The organism is Sphingomonas sp. GW822-FHT03G08 (assembly GCF_058801135.1).
Window position 1 is genome coordinate 1,681,198 of sequence record NZ_JBXAMZ010000001.1, and the last position, 16,607, is coordinate 1,697,804.

A 16,607-nucleotide genomic window follows, 5' to 3' on the forward strand; every position below is an offset into this window, starting at 1 on the left:
TTATCGCCGGTCGCCCGCAATGATTTCAGGCAAGCGCGGCGACGGGTTCGCGGCGAAAACAGCCGAGTTGATGATCGTTGACCAGCCCGACTGCCTGCATCCAGGCATAGACGATCGTCGGGCCGACGAACTTGAAGCCGCGGCGCTTCAATTCCTTCGAGATCTCTTCGGACAATGGCGTGGTCGCGACGAAGCCGTGGCCGGGGCGCTGGATCGGCTTGCCGTCCACGAACGCCCAGCAGAACGCGGCGAAATCCTCGCCGCGATCGCGCATCTCGCACCAGATCCGCGCGCCCTTGATCGTCGCCTCGATCTTGGCGCGGGCGCGGACGATGCCGGGATTGGCCATCAGCCGCTCGACATCCCCGGGCCCGAAGGCGGCGACCTTCACCGGATCGAAGCCGGCAAAGGCTTCGCGGAACGCCTCGCGCTTGCGCAGGATGACGATCCAGGCGAGCCCGGCCTGGAAACCTTCCAGCATCAGCGTTTCCCACAGCTCGCGGGAATCGCGGACGGGCACGCCCCATTCGGCATCGTGATAAATGCGATTGAGCGGATCGCCGGCCGCCCAGGCGCAGCGCTGCGGTTCGTCGGTCATTGGCTTCCCCTGATTGTCTCGCCGATTCGCACCTCGCCGAGCCCGAGCCAGCCGGCCATGCGCGCCAGCTCGACCGCCAGCCGCTCAAGCGTGTCGGGCGGCGCGTCCGGCTCCAGCGTGATCCGATGGGCGAGCAGCCGCCCGGCCTGACGATCGGCCTTGAGGTCGACGCGCGCGGTCAACGCCTCGTCCTGCAGGAAGGGCAGCACGAAATAGCCGTGCGTGCGCTTGTCGGCAGGGACGTAGATCTCGATCCGGTAGCGGAAGCCGAACAGCCTTTCGGTACGGCTTCGTTCCCAGATCAGCGGATCGAAGGGCGCGAGCAGCGCATCGCCGCGCACCCGGCGGGGCAGTTTCGCATCGCGGTGGAGCCAGGCCTTCTGGCTCCAGCCCTGCACCGCCACCGGGACCAGCACGCCTTCCTCCTCCAGCTCTGGGATGGCGTGGTTCGCTTCCTCGGGCTTCAAGCGGAAATAGTCGCGCAGATCGGTCGCGGTGGCGACGCCGAGCGCGCGGGCGCTGCGCTCGATCAGCGCGCGCTGGGCGGTGGCGGCATCGGGCGTAGGCAGATCGAAGACGGCGCGGGGGATCACCCGCTCGCTCAGGTCATAGACGCGCTCGAAACTGCCGCGCCGCGTCGCCGTGGTGATCTGGCCGGACCAGAACAGCCATTCGAGCGCGAGCTTGGCTTCGCTCCACTCCCACCAGCCGCTCTTGCTGCTGCCATTCTCGAAATCGGAAGCGGCCAGCGGCCCTTCCGCGGCGATGCGGTCGAGCACCGCCTTCGCCTCATGATTGCGCTCCTGCGCGAACAGGCGGAGATGACGCCAGCCGATCTCGCCGCGCTCGGCCCGGGCCATGCGCCAGCGGAAATGGGGGTGAAGGTCGATCGGCAGCAGCGAGGCTTCGTGCGCCCAATATTCGAACAGCCGGCGGCTGCGCTTCGGGCCCCAGGCATCGCGCTCGAGCAGCATGCGATCATAGCTGCCGAGCCGGGAGAAGGCGGGCAGATAATGCATCCGCGCCAGCACGTTGACGCTGTCGATCTGGTGGAGCCCCAGCCGCTCGACCGTGCGGCGGAGGTGCGGCGCGCCCACCGTTTCCGGATGGCGCGCGCCGAAACCCTGGGCCGCGAGGAAGATGCGACGCGCCTGCTTCAACGATAGGCTCGTCACTATTCCCCCTCCAGGCACTCGCGGAACATAACGAGTACCTTAGCGGGTTTTTATTCCCATTCAATCGTGCCGGGCGGCTTCGACGTATAGTCGTAGGTCACCCGGTTCACGCCGCGCACTTCGTTGACGATGCGGGTCGAGACGCGGGGCAGGAAGCCGGCAGGGAACTCGAAGGCCTCGGCGGTCATGCCGTCGATCGAAGTGACCGCACGCAGCGCCAGCACCGAATCATAGGTGCGGCCATCGCCCATCACGCCGACCGACCGGACCGGCGTCAGCACCGCGAAGGCCTGCCAGATCGTGTCGTAGAGACCGGCGTTGCGGATCTCCTCGAGATAGATCGCGTCGGCCTTGCGCAGGATGTCGCAGCGCTCCTTGGTGACTTCGCCCGGGATGCGGATGGCGAGGCCCGGCCCCGGAAAGGGGTGACGGCCGACGAACGCCTGGGGCAGGCCCAGCTCGCGGCCGAGCGCACGGACTTCGTCCTTGAACAGCTCGCGCAGCGGCTCGACGAGCTTCATGTTCATCCGCTCGGGCAGGCCGCCGACATTGTGGTGGCTCTTGATCGTCACCGACGGGCCGCCGGTGAAGCTGACGCTCTCGATCACGTCTGGATAGAGCGTGCCCTGGGCAAGGAAATCGGCGCCGCCGATCTTCTTCGCCTCTTCCTCGAACACGTCGATGAAGGTCTTGCCGATGAACTTGCGCTTGGCCTCGGGATCGGTGACCCCGGCCAGGCCGTTCAGGAACAGCGCCTCGGCATCCACATGGACGAGCGGGATATTGTAGCTGTTGCGGAACAGGCTGACGACCTGCTCGGCCTCGCCCGAGCGCATCAGGCCGTGATCGACGAACACGCAGGTCAGCTGGTCGCCGATCGCCTCGTGGATCAGCACCGCGGCAACCGCGCTGTCGACACCGCCCGACAGGCCGCAGATCACCTTGCCGCTGCCGACCTGGGCGCGGATCTCGTTGATCTTGGTCTGGCGGAACTCGGCCATCGTCCAGTCGCCGGTCAGGCCGCAGACATGGCGGACGAAGTTGGCGAGCAGCTTGGCGCCGTCGGGCGTGTGGACCACTTCGGGGTGGAACTGCATCGCATAGTAGCGACGGTCGTCATCGGCGATCACCGCGAAGGGCGCGCCCGAGCTGTGGGCGACCGGGCGGAAGCCGGGGGCGAGGTTGGTCACCTTGTCGCCATGGCTCATCCACACCTGGTGGGTCTCGCCTTCGTGCCACATGCCGTCGAACAGCACGCAGCCATCGTCGATGTCGATGAAGGCACGGCCGAACTCGCCGCTGTCGCCCAGCTGCACCGTGCCGCCGAGCTGGTGCATCATCACCTGCTGGCCGTAGCAGATACCGAGCACCGGCAGGCCGGAGTCGAAGATCTCCTGCGGCACGCGCGGGCTGCCGTCTTCGAGCACCGAGGCCGGCGATCCCGAGAGGATGATGCCCTTGGGCTTCATCCGGGCGAACGCCTCTCCGGCGGTGGTGAAGGGAGCGATCTCGCTATAGACCCCCGCCTCGCGCACGCGGCGCGCGATCAGCTGGGTTACCTGGCTGCCGAAATCGACGATGAGGATGGAATCTGCATGCTGGTCCATGCCCAGCGCGCTTAGCCAGAAGCAGCGCCGGGGGGAAGGCCGGGCGCGAGATTATTCTTCGCGCCCTCCCCCGTTCCGCTTCAGAGCGACTGCAGCCCCTCGATCGTCACGATCGGATCGCTGCCCCGGCGCAGCGCGCAGCGGAAGCCGTGGCTCTGCTTCGTGGTGTCGCGGTAGCTGGCGGCGAGCTCGACCTGACCCTTGATCACCCAGCTCTTGCCGTTCCACACCGTGCTGGTGACGTTCGAGACGCGGGCGAGCCGGGCATAGCGCTCGCCAAGGCTCTCGGCTTCCATCGCGCAGCGATCCGCCGCGGCGTCTTCGTCGTACAGCCCGTCGAAGCGCGCCGAATCGGGTGCCGGCATCTCGGCGATGGGACCGCTGCCCGGCTGGGGTGCCTCGCCATAGCGGCTGTCGGCGACGGGGCCGGTATCGATCGGCACGCGATCCTCGGGGGGAGGCGCGTCCTCGAGCGCCTCGACCGGGCGCGGCTTCTTCTTGCCGCTGGAGACGAGCGCGAGCAGGCCGCCGACCACGAGCCCGCCGACGATCGCGTCGCCGACATCGAACTTGTCCTCGTGATGCTTGCGCTCGGGGCGCCAGCGCTGGGCCTGGGCGGGCATCGCCATGCCGACGATCGCAACCACGGCGATCGCGCCGCCTCCGAGCTTCAGAACACCCATCGCCGCCTCCGTTGCTTTTGTGGAACGAAATCTAAATCCACCAATCTGTCAGGTGGCTGAATGACATCAATCAGGACGCGGGTGGCGCAACACGACCAACCTGGTGATTTCAACATGCAGCGAGCCACCCGAGACTTGCCAGATCCTGGCTTCGACATCGTCCTTGCCGACGAACCTGTAGCAGGTCGCCCCTTCCTCCGTCGCGCAATTCCACATGCTTTCGAGCGGGCGCGCGACGAATGCCGACAATGCTTCGACGCAGGAGCCGGTGGCAGTATCGCAGCGGGGGAGCTTCCCGGCCTGCGCTTCGGCTGCCGCACGCCGGAGCAGGGCATGGCCTTCGCGTGCCGCCTCCTCGCTCACCGCGCGGAAGAAGCGCGGATCGTCCTGCCCAAGCCTCGCGCAGGGGCCGTTCCATTTGTCGTCGAACACGTCCCCCCGCTCTTCCGGCAGCAAGGAGAGCACCAGGAACCGCTTGCTGCTCTCCAGGCCATAGGCACGCATTGGCGTGACCGCATCGGCATCGCGCAGCAGGCCCTGCGTCGGCGCCAGCTTCATCACCACCACATCCATACGACAGAGGCCGGAAGTGCCGAACGCACCGGCGGGATAGGGTGTGGTGACGAGGCGCTCGCCCGTGAGCGGCTGGGTTGGCTGCGTCGGGCTGCGGCGATCGGCCTTGCGGAAGAGGCCCCATAGCTGGTCCCGCAACTGCGCGTCGGTGATCGAGGGATCCTGCTGCCGGACTTTTGCCTTGGAGATAGTCTGCTGGGCACTTGCCGGCACCGGTAACATCAGCGCTGCCAGCACCAACATCGCATAGGCCCGAATACGCATCACCCCTCCCGAACACCGGCTCTGCCCAGACATAGGAGCCGTGCCCATCGGGCGATATCGAATGTTCGGCATTCGCGCCGAATTGGATGCGAACGCGGCGCCATCCCAAAGTCAGGAGGGCGCCGCGTGCCGGTTACTTGCTCTTGATCTCCAGCCCGGTCCACTTGGCCGTGAAGGCATAGAGGTCGGAAGCTTCCTCGATGATCTTGTCGGTCGGCTTGCCGGCGCCGTGGCCGGCGCGCGTCTCGATGCGCACGAGATGCGGCTTGTCACCGATATCCGCATGCTGGATCGCGGCCGTGTACTTGAACGTGTGCCCCGGCACGACGCGGTCGTCGGTATCCGCCGTGGTCGCCAGGATCGCCGGATAGGCTACACCCGACTTAACATTGTGGTACGGCGAATAGGCATAGAGCGTCTTGAAATCGGCTTCCTTCGACGGATAGCCATAATCATCGACCCAGTAGCGCCCGGCCGTGAACCGGTCGAAGCGCAGCATGTCCATCACGCCCACCGCCGGCAGTGCCGCGGCGAACAGGTCGGGGCGCTGGTTGACCACCGCGCCCACCAGAAGCCCACCGTTCGAGCCGCCCTGGATCGCCAGCTGGTTCTTGCCGGTGATGCCTTCCTTGATGAGATACTCGCCCGCGCCGATGAAATCGTCGAACACGTTCTGCTTGTTCGCCAGGCGCCCGCCGTCATGCCACGCCTTGCCATACTCGCCGCCGCCACGGATGTTGGCGAGGACGAACACGCCGCCCTGCTCCATCCAGGCGATCCGCGAGGCGGAGAAGCTGGGCGTGTACGAGACGTTGAAGCCGCCATAACCCCAGAGCAGGGTAGGCGCCGGGCCGGTGGTGGTCTTCTTGCGGACGATGAACATCGGCACCTTGGTGCCGTCCTTCGACGCGAAGAAGCGCTGCTCGACCCTATAGTCCTCCGGCTTGAACAGCAGCTTGGGCTGGGCCCAGGGCGTGCTGGCGCCGGTCGCCATGTCGTAGCGGTAAATAGTGGTGGGCTCGTTGAAGCTCGTGAAGGCGTAGAAAGTCTCGGGATCGTCCGGCTCGCCGCCAAAGCCCGATGCGGTGCCGACGCCCGGCAGCTTGACCGCGCCCAGCGCCTCGCCGTCCAGAGTGAAACGGCGCACTTCGGTCTTGGCGTCGACCAGATAGCTGGTGACCAGCTTGCCACCGACGATCGCGGCGCCTTCCAGCGTCGCCTTGTCCTCGGGGACCAGATCGGTGGTGGCGAGGTCGGCGGAAGCCACGTCCATCGTCACGATCTTGTGCTTCGGAGCGCCCTTGTTGGTAACCCAGTAGAACTTGCTGCCGATATTGCCGGCCAGACCCCAGCTGTTCTCCAGCGCGGGGATCAGCACCCGCGGCTTCATCGCCGGATCCTTCAGGTCGATCAGCGAGATCCGGTACCGATCATCGGTGCCCTCGCTGGTGGTGACCACCATCCAGCGGCCGTCATCGGTTACCTGGGCATAGTGGCTCCACTTGGGATGGTCCGGCGTCTCGTAGACCAGCCTGTCCTCGCTCTCGGCCGTGCCGAGCTTGTGGAAATAGACCTTGTGGTTCTCGTTCAGCGCCTGAAACTTGGCATCGGCGGCCACATCCGGATAGCGCGAATAATAGAAGCCGCTGCCGTCCTTCGCCCAGGAGGCGCTCAGCGTGAACTTCATGCCATGGACGGTGTCAGGCAGTTCCTTGCCGGTGGCGACATCGAGCACCTTGGCGAAGCGCCAGTCGGTGCCGCCGTCCTGCACGGCGTAGAGCAGATACTTGCCATCGTCCGAAGGCGCCCATTCGGAAAGTGCCGTGGCGCCATCCTTCGACCAGCCATTGGGATCGATCAGCACGCGGCCCTGGCCATCCAGCGTATCGCGCACGAACAGCACCGCCTGGTTCTGCAGGCCGCTATTGTGCATGTAGAAATAGCGGCCGCCCTTCTTCTGCGGCGCGCCGAACCGCTCATAGTCGAACAGCTGCTTGATCCGCGCCTTGAACCAGTCGCGCCCGGGCAGCGTGGCGAGATAGGCACCCGTCACCTTGTTCTCGGCATCGACCCATGCGGCGACTTCCTTGTCGTTGCGCACGTCATTCTCGAGCCAGCGATACGGATCGGCGACCTTCACCCCGAACTGTTCCTCCACCACATCGACGCGGCGGGTTTCGGGATAGGCAAGCTTGGTCACTTTGGTCTCCGGCTGAGTCTGGGCGAATGCGGGGGTGGCAAGGAGCAACGGCAGGATGAGAGCGCGGCGCAAGGGAACCTCCGATTGGGGGGAATGCGTCCTAGGCTAACGCCCCGCCGCGATCGCTCAAGCGAAACCGACCACCGACGTCTCCGAAACGGCCCAGATCAGCGCGCCCAGCACCGGCGCGAGCGCCATGCCGGCCGAAAGCCAGGCGCTCATGTTGGATTGGGAATGGTTCCTGTTCATTCCCCGGATATGGGGATCGGAACGCCTGCGGAAGGAGTGCAGGAAAACTTGTGGGGCTGAAACGAAAAGGGCGGCCGCACTTGGTGCGACCGCCCTTCCCTATCTCGATATCGAGGCCGATCAGGCGACGGCGTCGAAGTCGTCGTCGACGAGCACCGGGCCCGAGTCCTGGCCCTTGGCCGAGACGTCGCGATCGACGAACTCGATGATCGCCATCGGCGACGCGTCCGAAGCGCGCGGGCCGGTCTTGATGATGCGGGTGTAGCCGCCGTTGCGGTCGGCATAGCGCGACGCCAGGACGTCGAACAGCTTCACCAGCTGCGCATCGTCGAGCAGGCGGGCATGCGCCAGACGACGGTTCGACAGGCCACCCTTCTTGGCGAGGGTGATCAGCTTTTCGACGTAGGGGCGCAGTTCCTTCGCCTTGGCGAGGGTGGTGGTGATCTGCTCGTGCTTGATCAGAGCGGCGCTCTGGTTGCGGAACAGGGCCGCACGATGGGCCGAGGTACGCTGCAGCTTACGGCCGCCAACGCGATGACGCATTGTCTTCTTCCTTCAGTTCGTCTGGGGGCCGTTTCAGGTACCCCAAGCCAGGCGGTGCTAATCGGGCCACCGCCCAAAACCCGTGTGCGAATTTCGCGAAGGGGCGCCCAAAGCGGATTCGGGGCCGAGAGTCAAGGGCGGGGACGAAACTCCGCCCGCAAAAGGCCGTCGCTAGCTCGTCGACTTCGCCGCTCCGACCGGTGCCAGCACCTTAATCTCATATACCCGGTCAATGTAGAGATAGAAGAAGAACATAGAGGCGACGAGAACGAACAGCCCAATGATCGACGAGCTGATCTCGACCCCGTCGAAGCCGAATTTCAGCCTGCTCATTCCAGCCGGGGCGACGGGATTCTCCCCGGAAACTCCGCCAGCTTCGGAGGCACCTCCCCCATCATTGCCGGTTCCAGTCGGCCCGCTCTTTCGGAATTGCAGATAACTCATATAGATACCGCTCAGGACGGTCAGCATCACGAAGATGCCGATGACGATATCGGTCACGCTCTGCTTGTAGAACGAAAACATGCGGTGCTGGTCTTCCTTGACCGCCTGGTCGATCTGCGCCCGGCGATACCGCAAATCCTCCGCATAGAGCGCTGTCGTGATGCGAGCGCGCTCTGCATCCTCCTTCGATACCACTGGCGGCGGTTCGCCCTCTTGCGCACGCACCGGCATCGTGGCGGTACACGACATCGCCAACGCCAGCGCAGGCCCGAGCCACTTCACTCCCGTCAAGGCCGCCTTGGCCTGCAGACTTGTCGATCCGGTAGCCATTCCCCTCCCCTTGCAGCACAAGCGCCAGGCGTGCTCGAATTGCGCAGATCGGCCTGGGTTCCCTGCCCGACCTGCGTGCAGCCGCTGCACGCCAGCAGAAACGGGATGAGCGTTCGGCGCATCACTTTCTGCGGAGCGTCAGGGAGTAGCGCCGGACCTTGCACGTAGCGGTGACGGGATCCCATTCACGGCCCTGCGCCGCACAAAGGCCGGCTGCGGACAATGTCGGCCGCGGCAACGCCGGCAGCGGCGCAGAGCCCTGGGTCCCACCGCCGATAGTGCTGGCGTTGCAGCCCACGCAATTGGGCAGATTCCGCAGACCCCGTACAAGATCACCGGGAAGAGCCCGCCCCGTCTCGCCCCGCACCTGCGCAGCCGCGGCACCACTGGACGCCAGCAAGGTGATTGCTGCAATCAGGCGAATGCCCTGACCGAAAACGGCTCAGCCCTCCCCCATATTCAGGCACGCATTTCTATCAGAAGCCATGCGCCCGGAACAGCGCCGGGGCGGAGATCCAACGATAATGAAGCAAATAGCAAAAAGGGCCGCCACAAGGGCGACCCTTTCCGATGTCTATTCAGGAAGTAACGGGCCTTAGCCCATGATTTCCTGCTCGAGCTTCTTGGCCATCTCTTCGATGTTCTCAGGCGGCCAGCCCGGGATTTCCATGCCGAGACGGAGACCCATCGACGACAGGACTTCCTTGATCTCGTTGAGCGACTTGCGGCCGAAGTTCGGCGTGCGCAGCATCTCGGCTTCGGTCTTCTGGACCAGATCGCCGATATAGATGATGTTGTCGTTCTTGAGGCAGTTGGCCGAGCGGACCGAAAGCTCCAGCTCGTCGACCTTCTTCAGCAGGTAACGGTTGATCTGCGACGCGTCGCCCGAACCGGTGTCCGCAGCGCCGCCGGCAGCCGGAGCGGCCATGCCGATCGGAGCCGAGCGGGTGATCGCCGAATCGTCGAAGTGGACGAACAGCGCCAGCTGGTCCTGGAGGATGCGCGCGGCATAGGCCACGGCGTCTTCCGGGGTGATCGTGCCATCGGTCTCGATCGACAGCGTGAGCTTGTCGTAGTCGAGCTCCTGGCCGACGCGGGTGTTCTCGACCTTGTACGAAACCTGGCGAACCGGGCTGTACAGCGCGTCGATCGGGATCAGGCCGATCGGAGCATCCGCCGGACGGTTCGACGCGGCGGGGACATAGCCCTTACCGGTGTCGGCGGTCAGCTCCATGTTGAGCGTCGCGCCGTCGTCGAGGTGGCAGATGACGAGATCGGGGTTCATCACCTCGATGTCGCCCGAGACGGCGATGTCGCCGGCCTTCACCTCAGCCGGGCCGGTGGCCGAAAGCTGGAGGCGCTTCGGGCCTTCGCCCTGCATCTTGAGCGCGATCTGCTTCACGTTGAGGACGATGTCCGTCACGTCCTCGCGCACGCCTGCCAGCGAGCTGAACTCGTGGAGGACGTTCTCGATCTTGATCGAGGTGACCGCGGCACCCTGCAGCGAAGAGAGCAGCACGCGGCGCAGCGCGTTGCCGAGCGTCAGGCCGAAACCACGCTCCAGCGGCTCCGCTACGAAGGTCGACTTGCGCTTGGGATCGCCACCGGGCTTCTTCTCGAGGCCGTTGGGCTTCTTGAGTTCCTGCCAGTTCTTAGCGTTGACCGACACGGGCTTTCCTCATGTTGGGCAGGCTGGGGTGTGCCTGCCAGAAATATACTGCAAAGGCCGCGGGCCCACCCCTGGGCCCACGGCGAACGCAGGGTTGCCGCTTAGACGCGACGACGCTTCGACGGACGAACGCCGTTGTGCGGGATCGGCGTCACGTCACGGATCGACGTGATCTGGAAGCCGACCGCCTGCAGCGCACGAAGCGCCGACTCACGGCCCGAACCCGGACCCTTCACTTCCACCTCGAGGGTGCGCACGCCGTGCTCGGCGGCCTTGCGGCCTGCGTCCTCGGCGGCGACCTGGGCAGCGTACGGGGTCGACTTGCGCGAGCCCTTGAAGCCCATCATGCCGGCCGACGACCACGAGATGGCGTTGCCCTGAGCATCCGTGATGGTGATCATGGTGTTGTTGAAGCTGGCGTTCACATGGGCGACGCCGGCGGTGATGTTCTTGCGTTCGCGACGGCGAATGCGCTGCGGTTCACGTGCCATTGTTAGAGCCCTCCCTTACTTCTTCTTGCCGGCGATCGGCTTGGCCTTGCCCTTGCGGGTGCGCGCATTGGTGTGCGTGCGCTGGCCACGGACCGGGAGGCCCTTACGATGACGGAGGCCGCGATAGCAGGCCAGGTCCATCAGACGCTTGATGTTCATCGCGGTCTGGCGACGCAGGTCGCCTTCCACGGTGTAGCCGGCGTCGATCGCTTCGCGGATCTGCAGCACTTCCTGGTCCGAAAGGTCCTGGACGCGGCGCTCGGCGGCGATGTTCAGCTTGGCGGTGATCTCCTTGGCCTTGGCCGCGCCAATGCCGTGGATATACTGCAGCGCGATAACGACGCGCTTGTTGGTCGGGATGTTTACACCCGCAATACGTGCCATGGAATTTGTTCTCCCAGCTCCACGGGGTGCCGCATGGCAGCTCACACCCCATCTCGTAGCGTTTACTCCCGAAATGCAGTGGCACGACGAACACGCCTAGGCGCCGCCGTGATACCGATCTTTCGGAAGATGCGCGACATATGCGTCCGCCCGCGCTGAGTCAAGCGCTGCGGGAAAGGCTTTCGCCGGAACGCGGTTCATACACCATCCCGCCCCCCTCGCCAAGCAGTCCACTCGATCCCCTCCGGGCCGGTATATTCAACCGGGCGGTTGAACGATTCATTGAATCTCTTGATACTCCACGCATACGCGTAAAGCGCCGCCCCTCTCCTTCCAGAGAGCAGGCGAAATCCTATTTTGCAAGGCGAAGAATCCTCCCCTCCCTTCCAGGGAGGGGGATCAGGACTCACACCGCGGCGAGCCGATATCCCGCCCCGCGCACCGTGTGGAGGATCGGCGGCTCGCTCTCCTCGAGCTTGCGGCGCAGGCGGCCGATATGGACGTCGACGACGTTCGAGCCCGGATCGAAGCGGCAGTTCCACACATGCTCAAGCATCATCGTGCGGGTTACGACCTCGCCGGCGTGGCGGGCGAGATATTCGAGCAGGTGGAATTCGCGCGCGACCAGCGGCACCGGGCGACCGGCGCGGACCACGGTCCGACTGAGCAGATCGATATCGAGATCGCCGACGATGATCCGCGTCGCCTTGGCATCCGATTCGGCACGATCGGCACGGCGCAGCAGCGCGGCGATGCGCGCGCGCAGCTCGGCAAAGGAAAAGGGCTTGGCCAGATAATCGTCGGCGCCGGCGGCCAGGCCGCCGACCTTGTCGTCGACAGTGCCGAGCGCGGAGAGCATGATTGCCGGAGTGCGCAGGCCCTGGCGGCGCAGCGCATCGAGCATTGCCAGCCCGTCGATGCCGGGAAGCATGCGATCGAAGATCCAGAGATCGAAACGCCCCTGCCCGGCGCGGGCAAGGCCGGCATGGCCATCGACGCAGATTTCGATTTCGAAACCAGCCTCGCCGAGGCCCTTGGCAATCAGCTCGGCAGCGGCCGCATCATCCTCGACGATCAGGATCTGGTGGGTCACTTCCATCCTCCGCACCCCCGCAAAGGGCTGCCGGCAAGAGGGTGGCCGGCGAACAAGGGGGTGTCCGCCGGCCGAGACGTCGATGCCAGGGCAGCATCGGCGACTTCAATACGCAGCACGATTTCCGAAAGCTCTTCCCGGCAGGCCCTGGTCCGACAGGGGCAATCGCCGGAGCGGGGCCGCGGCGAAGATCACGGGACGGATCCGCCGGGCCGGGAAGAGCAACCGGGGAAACCGTGTGCGGTTACCTCTGATGCGTGGTCGGCGGGGGCTGCCGGCCATGGGCTCCTGATAGCCGCCGGCCCCGCCCCCGGCGGTGACCGGAGCATGACAAAACCGTAATGTTGGACGGTCGATCCAATCCTCCCCGAGCTTGCTGGGGGAGGAATTGAAGAGTCAGCGCTCCGCTGCGGCCTTGAGCCCGGCGACTTGCGCGGCGAGGACGCCGTCCACCGGTGCGGCGATCCTGCCCAGCCCGGGCGCGCCGGCCACGGCATATTCGAACGTCACCGCCGTCGACTTGCCGTCCGCCCCGGGCGTCAGCGTCACCGTCATCACCGCGCTGGCCGGCATTGCCTGGAGCGGACCGAGACCGCCGGTCAGACGCAGCATCTCGCCGGGCGCCGCATAGACGACCCGCATATGCTCGACCCCACCGCCCTTGGGCAGCTTCTCGCACCAGCAGCCGCCGGGGCGCGGGTCGAGCGACAGGTTCGCGGCGCTGCCCGACCAGGTGTGATCCTTGTTCCACCAGAGTGATGGCGCGACCAGCGTCGCCCAGACCTTGGCGGCGGGCGCGGCGACCGTAAGCTTCTCGGTGACGGTGAAGCTGGTTTCGGTGGACGCCGTGACTTCGGCAGCAGCGGGCGACGCAGCAACGAATGCCAGGGCGACGAGCGAATGAGCCTTCATGTTCCCCTCCCACGATGTGGCGGGGCGATCATAGCGCGCAGAGCAGCATTCCAGAAGCTGCGGCGACACGGCGCGGAATCCCGGTTTCGACCCGGTCCGCAAGCGTTCGCGCCAGCGAGAGATAATGCAGCGTGCCGTCCAGATAGGCCTGGAAGCTGGCCATCGGCACATGCTGCGCATCGACGAACCGGCGCAGCGCATAGGGGTTCGCCCCCGGCGCGTTGAGCCCTTCGGAAACCAGCGTGGCCGACCGGACCCCGCTGGCCGCGAGCAGGGCGGGTGCCGAAGGGTGGAAAGTGCCGCTGGGATAGCAGAAATGCTCGGCGGCCGCCCCGCCGGTGGCGGCGCGCAACGCAGCGCGGTTCGCCTCGATCTCGGGTACCAGCTGCCCGATACGCCCGGCGACATCGATATGGCGGTGGGTGTGGAGCTGGATGTCGAGCCCGCGGGCATGCGCGTCGGCCAGCGCGTCCGGCCCCATCAGGTGGAACTGGCGACAGGCGAGCCAAGCTTCCCCCACCCCCAGCGCCCGGCCATAGGCACGCAGCGCATCGAGCCGATCGGCGTCGGGCAGCGCCTCGATCCGGCGGATCGTCGCGGTGCGGTTCTGGTCCGTCCGGCCCGAGGCGGCGACCAGATAGTCGACCGCGACATTCACCACCGGCAGGTCGCGCTCGGCATACCAGGTAGTGGCGTAGAGCGTTGCCGGCAGGCGGTGCGCCTCGAGCACCGGCAGCATGTGGCTGTGGGTGGAGGCCCAGCCATCGTCGATCGTGAGGACCACCGCGCCGGGCGGCAAGCGATCGGCCGCAAGCCGCTCGACCGCCTCGCCGAGCGGCAACACCGGGCGCCCCGAGCGGGCGAGCCGGGCCATGCGATCGGCGAACAGCGCGGGCGTCATGAACAGGCAATTGCCATGCGGGGCGCCGGGAGCCAGCCACAGGCCGTGATAGCAGAGGATGCGCAGCTGCGACGCGGTGGCGCGGCGGGCGAGCGCGGACAGTCCGGCAAGGCCGGCGAGCTTCAATGCGGCGCGCTTGGGCATGATTACGATCCCCCACCCGGCGGGCCGCCGGAGCAGGGGAAGCGTGTCACTGCAGGTTTAAGCAGGGGTTAGGGCAACAATATATTACAATGGGTTGGACTTCAGTTCCCCGGCGAAGGCCGGGGCCCAGTTGCAATGTCGGCCGAGAGCTCCGACCGCCCTAACCAACTGCGCCGAGACTGGGCCCCTGCCTTCGCCGGGGAACTGCCAGTAGTTAGGCCGAAACGGAAAAAGGCCGGGCATCATGCCCGGCCTTTTCCAATTCCCGGCCCCTCACACGGAGGGGTACTCAGGCCTTGGCGTCGAGGATCGCGTCGATCTGCGCGCCGACCTCGGCGATGTCGGCCATGCCGTCGACCTTCCGCACCAGGCCCTTGGCCTCGTAGAAGGGCAGGATCGGCGCGGTCTTGGCGCGATACTCGGCCATGCGGGTGCGCACGGTCTCGGCATTGTCGTCCGGACGGCGCTTGAACTCGTGATGACCGCACACGTCGCAAGTGCCCTCGACCTTGGGCAGCTTGAACTTGTCGTGATAGCCCTCACCGCAGTTCGCGCAGGTGAAGCGCCCCTCGACACGCTCGACCAGCGCATCCTCGTTCACTTCGAGCTCGATCACGAAATCGAGCTTGCGGCCACGCTCCGAAAGCAGCGCGTCGAGCGATTCCGCCTGGGCGGCGGTGCGCGGATAGCCATCGAAGATCGCGCCGTTCAGCGTGTCTTCCATGTCGAGGCGCTCGCCGATGATCCCCGAGACGATCGCGTCCGACACCAGTTCGCCGGCATCCATCACGGCCTTGGCCTGGAGCCCGACGGGCGAACCCGCCTTGACCGCGGCGCGCAGCATGTCCCCAGTGGAAAGCTGCACCATGCCGCGCTCTTGCTCGAGCCGCTTCGCCTGGGTGCCCTTGCCGGCTCCCGGCGGGCCCAACAGGATGATATTCACTAAGCCTATCCCCTCAGTATCGGCCAGTATGGGTCGCGCTTAACGCGCGCGACCCTTGAGCTTCGCCTTCTTGATCAGATCGCCATACTGGTGCGCCAGCAGGTGCGACTGGATCTGCGTCACCGTGTCCATCGTCACGTTGACGACGATGAGCAGGCTGGTGCCGCCCATCAGGAACGGAATGCTCATCGACGAGAACACCGCTTCAGGAACGAGGCAGATGATCGTCAGATAGGCAGCGCCGATCACGGTGATGCGGGTGAGCACGTAATCGAAGTACAGCTCGGTGTTCTTGCCGGGGCGGATGCCCGGGATGAACCCGCCATAGCGCTTCAGGTTCTCGGCGGTCTCCTCCGGATTGAACACCACGGCGGTGTAGAAGAAGGAGAAGAAGACGATGCCGAGGCCGTAGAGCGTCATGTACACCGGCGAGCCGTGGCGCAGCCAGGTGTTCAGGTTGATGATCAGGTCGCTCCACCAGTTCTCGCCCGCGGTCATGTTGCCGGCGAACTGGGTGACGGTCAGCGGCAGCAGCAGCAGCGACGAGGCGAAGATCGGCGGGATCACGCCGGCGGTGTTCAGCTTGAGCGGCAGGTGGCTGCGCTCGGCCTGGACGCCGCGCGCGGTCTGGCGCTTCGGATACTGGATCAGGATGCGGCGCTGGGCACGCTCCATGAAGCAGATGAACAGCACCAGCGCGGCAACGCCGACGATGATGAAGATCAGGCGCAGCGGATCGATCGAGCCGGTGCGGCCGCTCTCGAACAGCTGGACAAGCGTGGTGGGCAGGCGGGCAACGATGCCGGCCATGATGATCAGCGAGATGCCGTTGCCGATGCCACGATTGGTGATCTGCTCACCGATCCACATCAGGAACATGGTGCCGCCGATCAGCGAGACCACCGCGCCGATGCGGAAGATGAAGCCCGGTTCGACGACCGGCTGCAGCCCCTGGCTTGCACCGAAGGTCTCGAGGCCGACGGCGATGAAATAGCCCTGCACCGCGGTCAGCGCCACCGTGCCGTAGCGGGTGTACTGGTTGAGGCGCTTGCGGCCGCTCTCGCCTTCCTTCTTGATCGCGTTGAGCTGCGGCGACAGCGACGTCGCCAGCTGCACCACGATCGAGGCGGTGATGTAGGGCATCACGCCGAGCGCGACGATCGACATGCGGTTGAGCGCGCCGCCGGTGAAGTTGTTGAAGAAGTCGAGCACGCCGCCCTGGGTCTGCTGCGCGAGCAGGTTGAGCTGGGTGGGGTCGACGCCCGGCAGGGGCACGTAGCTCAGCATGCGGAAGACGATCAGCGCGCCGAGGGTGAACCACAGACGCTTCTTGAGATCGGTCGCCTTGGCGAACTTCGCCAGGTTGATGCTGGAAGCAAGTTGATCGGAGGCGGAGGCCATAAT

16 protein-coding genes are annotated in these 16,607 nt (G+C 65.7%); all 16 read right to left on the reverse strand.

Annotated features, from left to right (window positions below; all coding sequences use genetic code 11):
* Window positions 1-25: 25 nt before the first annotated feature.
* Window positions 26-598 (reverse strand): DNA-3-methyladenine glycosylase I, encoded by a 573-nt coding sequence (locus tag AC1RJ5_RS07495; RefSeq protein ID WP_493112560.1) that lies wholly within the window; start codon window positions 596-598, stop codon window positions 26-28.
* Window positions 595-1,758 (reverse strand): winged helix-turn-helix domain-containing protein, encoded by a 1,164-nt coding sequence (locus AC1RJ5_RS07500; RefSeq protein ID WP_493112562.1) that lies wholly within the window; start codon window positions 1,756-1,758, stop codon window positions 595-597. Before AC1RJ5_RS07500 ends, AC1RJ5_RS07495 begins: the two co-directional genes overlap by 4 nt.
* Window positions 1,759-1,823: 65 nt before the next feature.
* The gene (gene guaA, locus AC1RJ5_RS07505; RefSeq protein WP_269574439.1) at window positions 1,824-3,380 is read right to left on the reverse strand and encodes a glutamine-hydrolyzing GMP synthase; all 1,557 of its coding nucleotides are present in this window, start codon (window positions 3,378-3,380) and stop codon (window positions 1,824-1,826) included.
* A gap of 80 nt (window positions 3,381-3,460) precedes the next feature.
* Window positions 3,461-4,063 carry a hypothetical protein gene (locus AC1RJ5_RS07510; protein WP_269574438.1) on the reverse strand — a complete coding sequence of 201 codons (603 nt, stop codon included), beginning with the start codon at window positions 4,061-4,063 and terminating at the stop codon, window positions 3,461-3,463.
* Between the two features lie 66 nt (window positions 4,064-4,129).
* A complete protein-coding gene (locus AC1RJ5_RS07515) occupies window positions 4,130-4,900 on the reverse strand; it encodes a hypothetical protein (protein ID WP_493112565.1) in 771 nt (256 codons plus the stop codon).
* A 133-nt stretch (window positions 4,901-5,033) separates the two neighbouring features.
* Window positions 5,034-7,172: a prolyl oligopeptidase family serine peptidase gene (locus AC1RJ5_RS07520; RefSeq protein ID WP_493112567.1), complete on the reverse strand. Its 2,139-nt coding sequence runs from the start codon at window positions 7,170-7,172 to the stop codon at window positions 5,034-5,036.
* Between the two features lie 297 nt (window positions 7,173-7,469).
* On the reverse strand, window positions 7,470-7,892 hold the full coding sequence (rplQ, locus tag AC1RJ5_RS07525; protein ID WP_184169824.1) for a 50S ribosomal protein L17: 423 nt from the start codon (window positions 7,890-7,892) through the stop codon (window positions 7,470-7,472).
* A 171-nt stretch (window positions 7,893-8,063) separates the two neighbouring features.
* Window positions 8,064-8,666: a hypothetical protein gene (locus AC1RJ5_RS07530; RefSeq protein ID WP_493112569.1), complete on the reverse strand. Its 603-nt coding sequence runs from the start codon at window positions 8,664-8,666 to the stop codon at window positions 8,064-8,066.
* Window positions 8,667-9,261: 595 nt separating this feature from the next.
* On the reverse strand, window positions 9,262-10,335 hold the full coding sequence (locus tag AC1RJ5_RS07535) for a DNA-directed RNA polymerase subunit alpha (protein ID WP_184169829.1): 1,074 nt from the start codon (window positions 10,333-10,335) through the stop codon (window positions 9,262-9,264).
* Between the two features lie 101 nt (window positions 10,336-10,436).
* On the reverse strand, window positions 10,437-10,826 hold the full coding sequence (gene rpsK, locus AC1RJ5_RS07540; protein ID WP_010545745.1) for a 30S ribosomal protein S11: 390 nt from the start codon (window positions 10,824-10,826) through the stop codon (window positions 10,437-10,439).
* Between the two features lie 15 nt (window positions 10,827-10,841).
* Complete coding sequence (gene rpsM / locus AC1RJ5_RS07545) at window positions 10,842-11,210, reverse strand: 30S ribosomal protein S13 (protein WP_184169832.1); 369 nt, start codon at window positions 11,208-11,210, stop codon at window positions 10,842-10,844.
* 406 nt (window positions 11,211-11,616) lie between these two features.
* Window positions 11,617-12,303, reverse strand: coding sequence for a response regulator transcription factor (locus AC1RJ5_RS07550; protein WP_342250088.1), 687 nt, complete (start codon window positions 12,301-12,303; stop codon window positions 11,617-11,619).
* A gap of 396 nt (window positions 12,304-12,699) precedes the next feature.
* The gene (locus AC1RJ5_RS07555; protein ID WP_493112573.1) at window positions 12,700-13,215 is read right to left on the reverse strand and encodes an SRPBCC family protein; all 516 of its coding nucleotides are present in this window, start codon (window positions 13,213-13,215) and stop codon (window positions 12,700-12,702) included.
* A 28-nt stretch (window positions 13,216-13,243) separates the two neighbouring features.
* Window positions 13,244-14,260, reverse strand: coding sequence for a polysaccharide deacetylase family protein (locus AC1RJ5_RS07560; RefSeq protein ID WP_493112575.1), 1,017 nt, complete (start codon window positions 14,258-14,260; stop codon window positions 13,244-13,246).
* Window positions 14,261-14,549: 289 nt separating this feature from the next.
* Window positions 14,550-15,203 (reverse strand): adenylate kinase, encoded by a 654-nt coding sequence (locus AC1RJ5_RS07565; RefSeq protein WP_269574431.1) that lies wholly within the window; start codon window positions 15,201-15,203, stop codon window positions 14,550-14,552.
* Window positions 15,204-15,242: 39 nt separating this feature from the next.
* Entirely contained in the window at window positions 15,243-16,604 is a 1,362-nt protein-coding gene (secY, locus tag AC1RJ5_RS07570; RefSeq protein ID WP_184169846.1) for a preprotein translocase subunit SecY, read from the reverse strand.
* Window positions 16,605-16,607: the final 3 nt, after the last annotated feature.

Bases quoted from the DNA above. Each gene is read 5' to 3' on its own strand.
- rpsM (WP_184169832.1), bottom strand. From the start codon at position 11,210: ATGGCACGTATTGCGGGTGTAAACATCCCGACCAACAAGCGCGTCGTT.
- secY (WP_184169846.1), bottom strand. From the start codon at position 16,604: ATGGCCTCCGCCTCCGATCAACTTGCTTCCAGCATCAACCTGGCGAAG.
- guaA (WP_269574439.1), bottom strand. From the start codon at position 3,380: ATGGACCAGCATGCAGATTCCATCCTCATCGTCGATTTCGGCAGCCAG.
- AC1RJ5_RS07530 (WP_493112569.1), bottom strand. From the start codon at position 8,666: ATGGCTACCGGATCGACAAGTCTGCAGGCCAAGGCGGCCTTGACGGGA.
- rpsK (WP_010545745.1), bottom strand. From the start codon at position 10,826: ATGGCACGTGAACCGCAGCGCATTCGCCGTCGCGAACGCAAGAACATC.
- AC1RJ5_RS07510 (WP_269574438.1), bottom strand. From the start codon at position 4,063: ATGGGTGTTCTGAAGCTCGGAGGCGGCGCGATCGCCGTGGTTGCGATC.
- AC1RJ5_RS07495 (WP_493112560.1), bottom strand. From the start codon at position 598: ATGACCGACGAACCGCAGCGCTGCGCCTGGGCGGCCGGCGATCCGCTC.
- AC1RJ5_RS07515 (WP_493112565.1), bottom strand. From the start codon at position 4,900: ATGCGTATTCGGGCCTATGCGATGTTGGTGCTGGCAGCGCTGATGTTA.
- rplQ (WP_184169824.1), bottom strand. From the start codon at position 7,892: ATGCGTCATCGCGTTGGCGGCCGTAAGCTGCAGCGTACCTCGGCCCAT.
- AC1RJ5_RS07555 (WP_493112573.1), bottom strand. From the start codon at position 13,215: ATGAAGGCTCATTCGCTCGTCGCCCTGGCATTCGTTGCTGCGTCGCCC.
- AC1RJ5_RS07560 (WP_493112575.1), bottom strand. From the start codon at position 14,260: ATGCCCAAGCGCGCCGCATTGAAGCTCGCCGGCCTTGCCGGACTGTCC.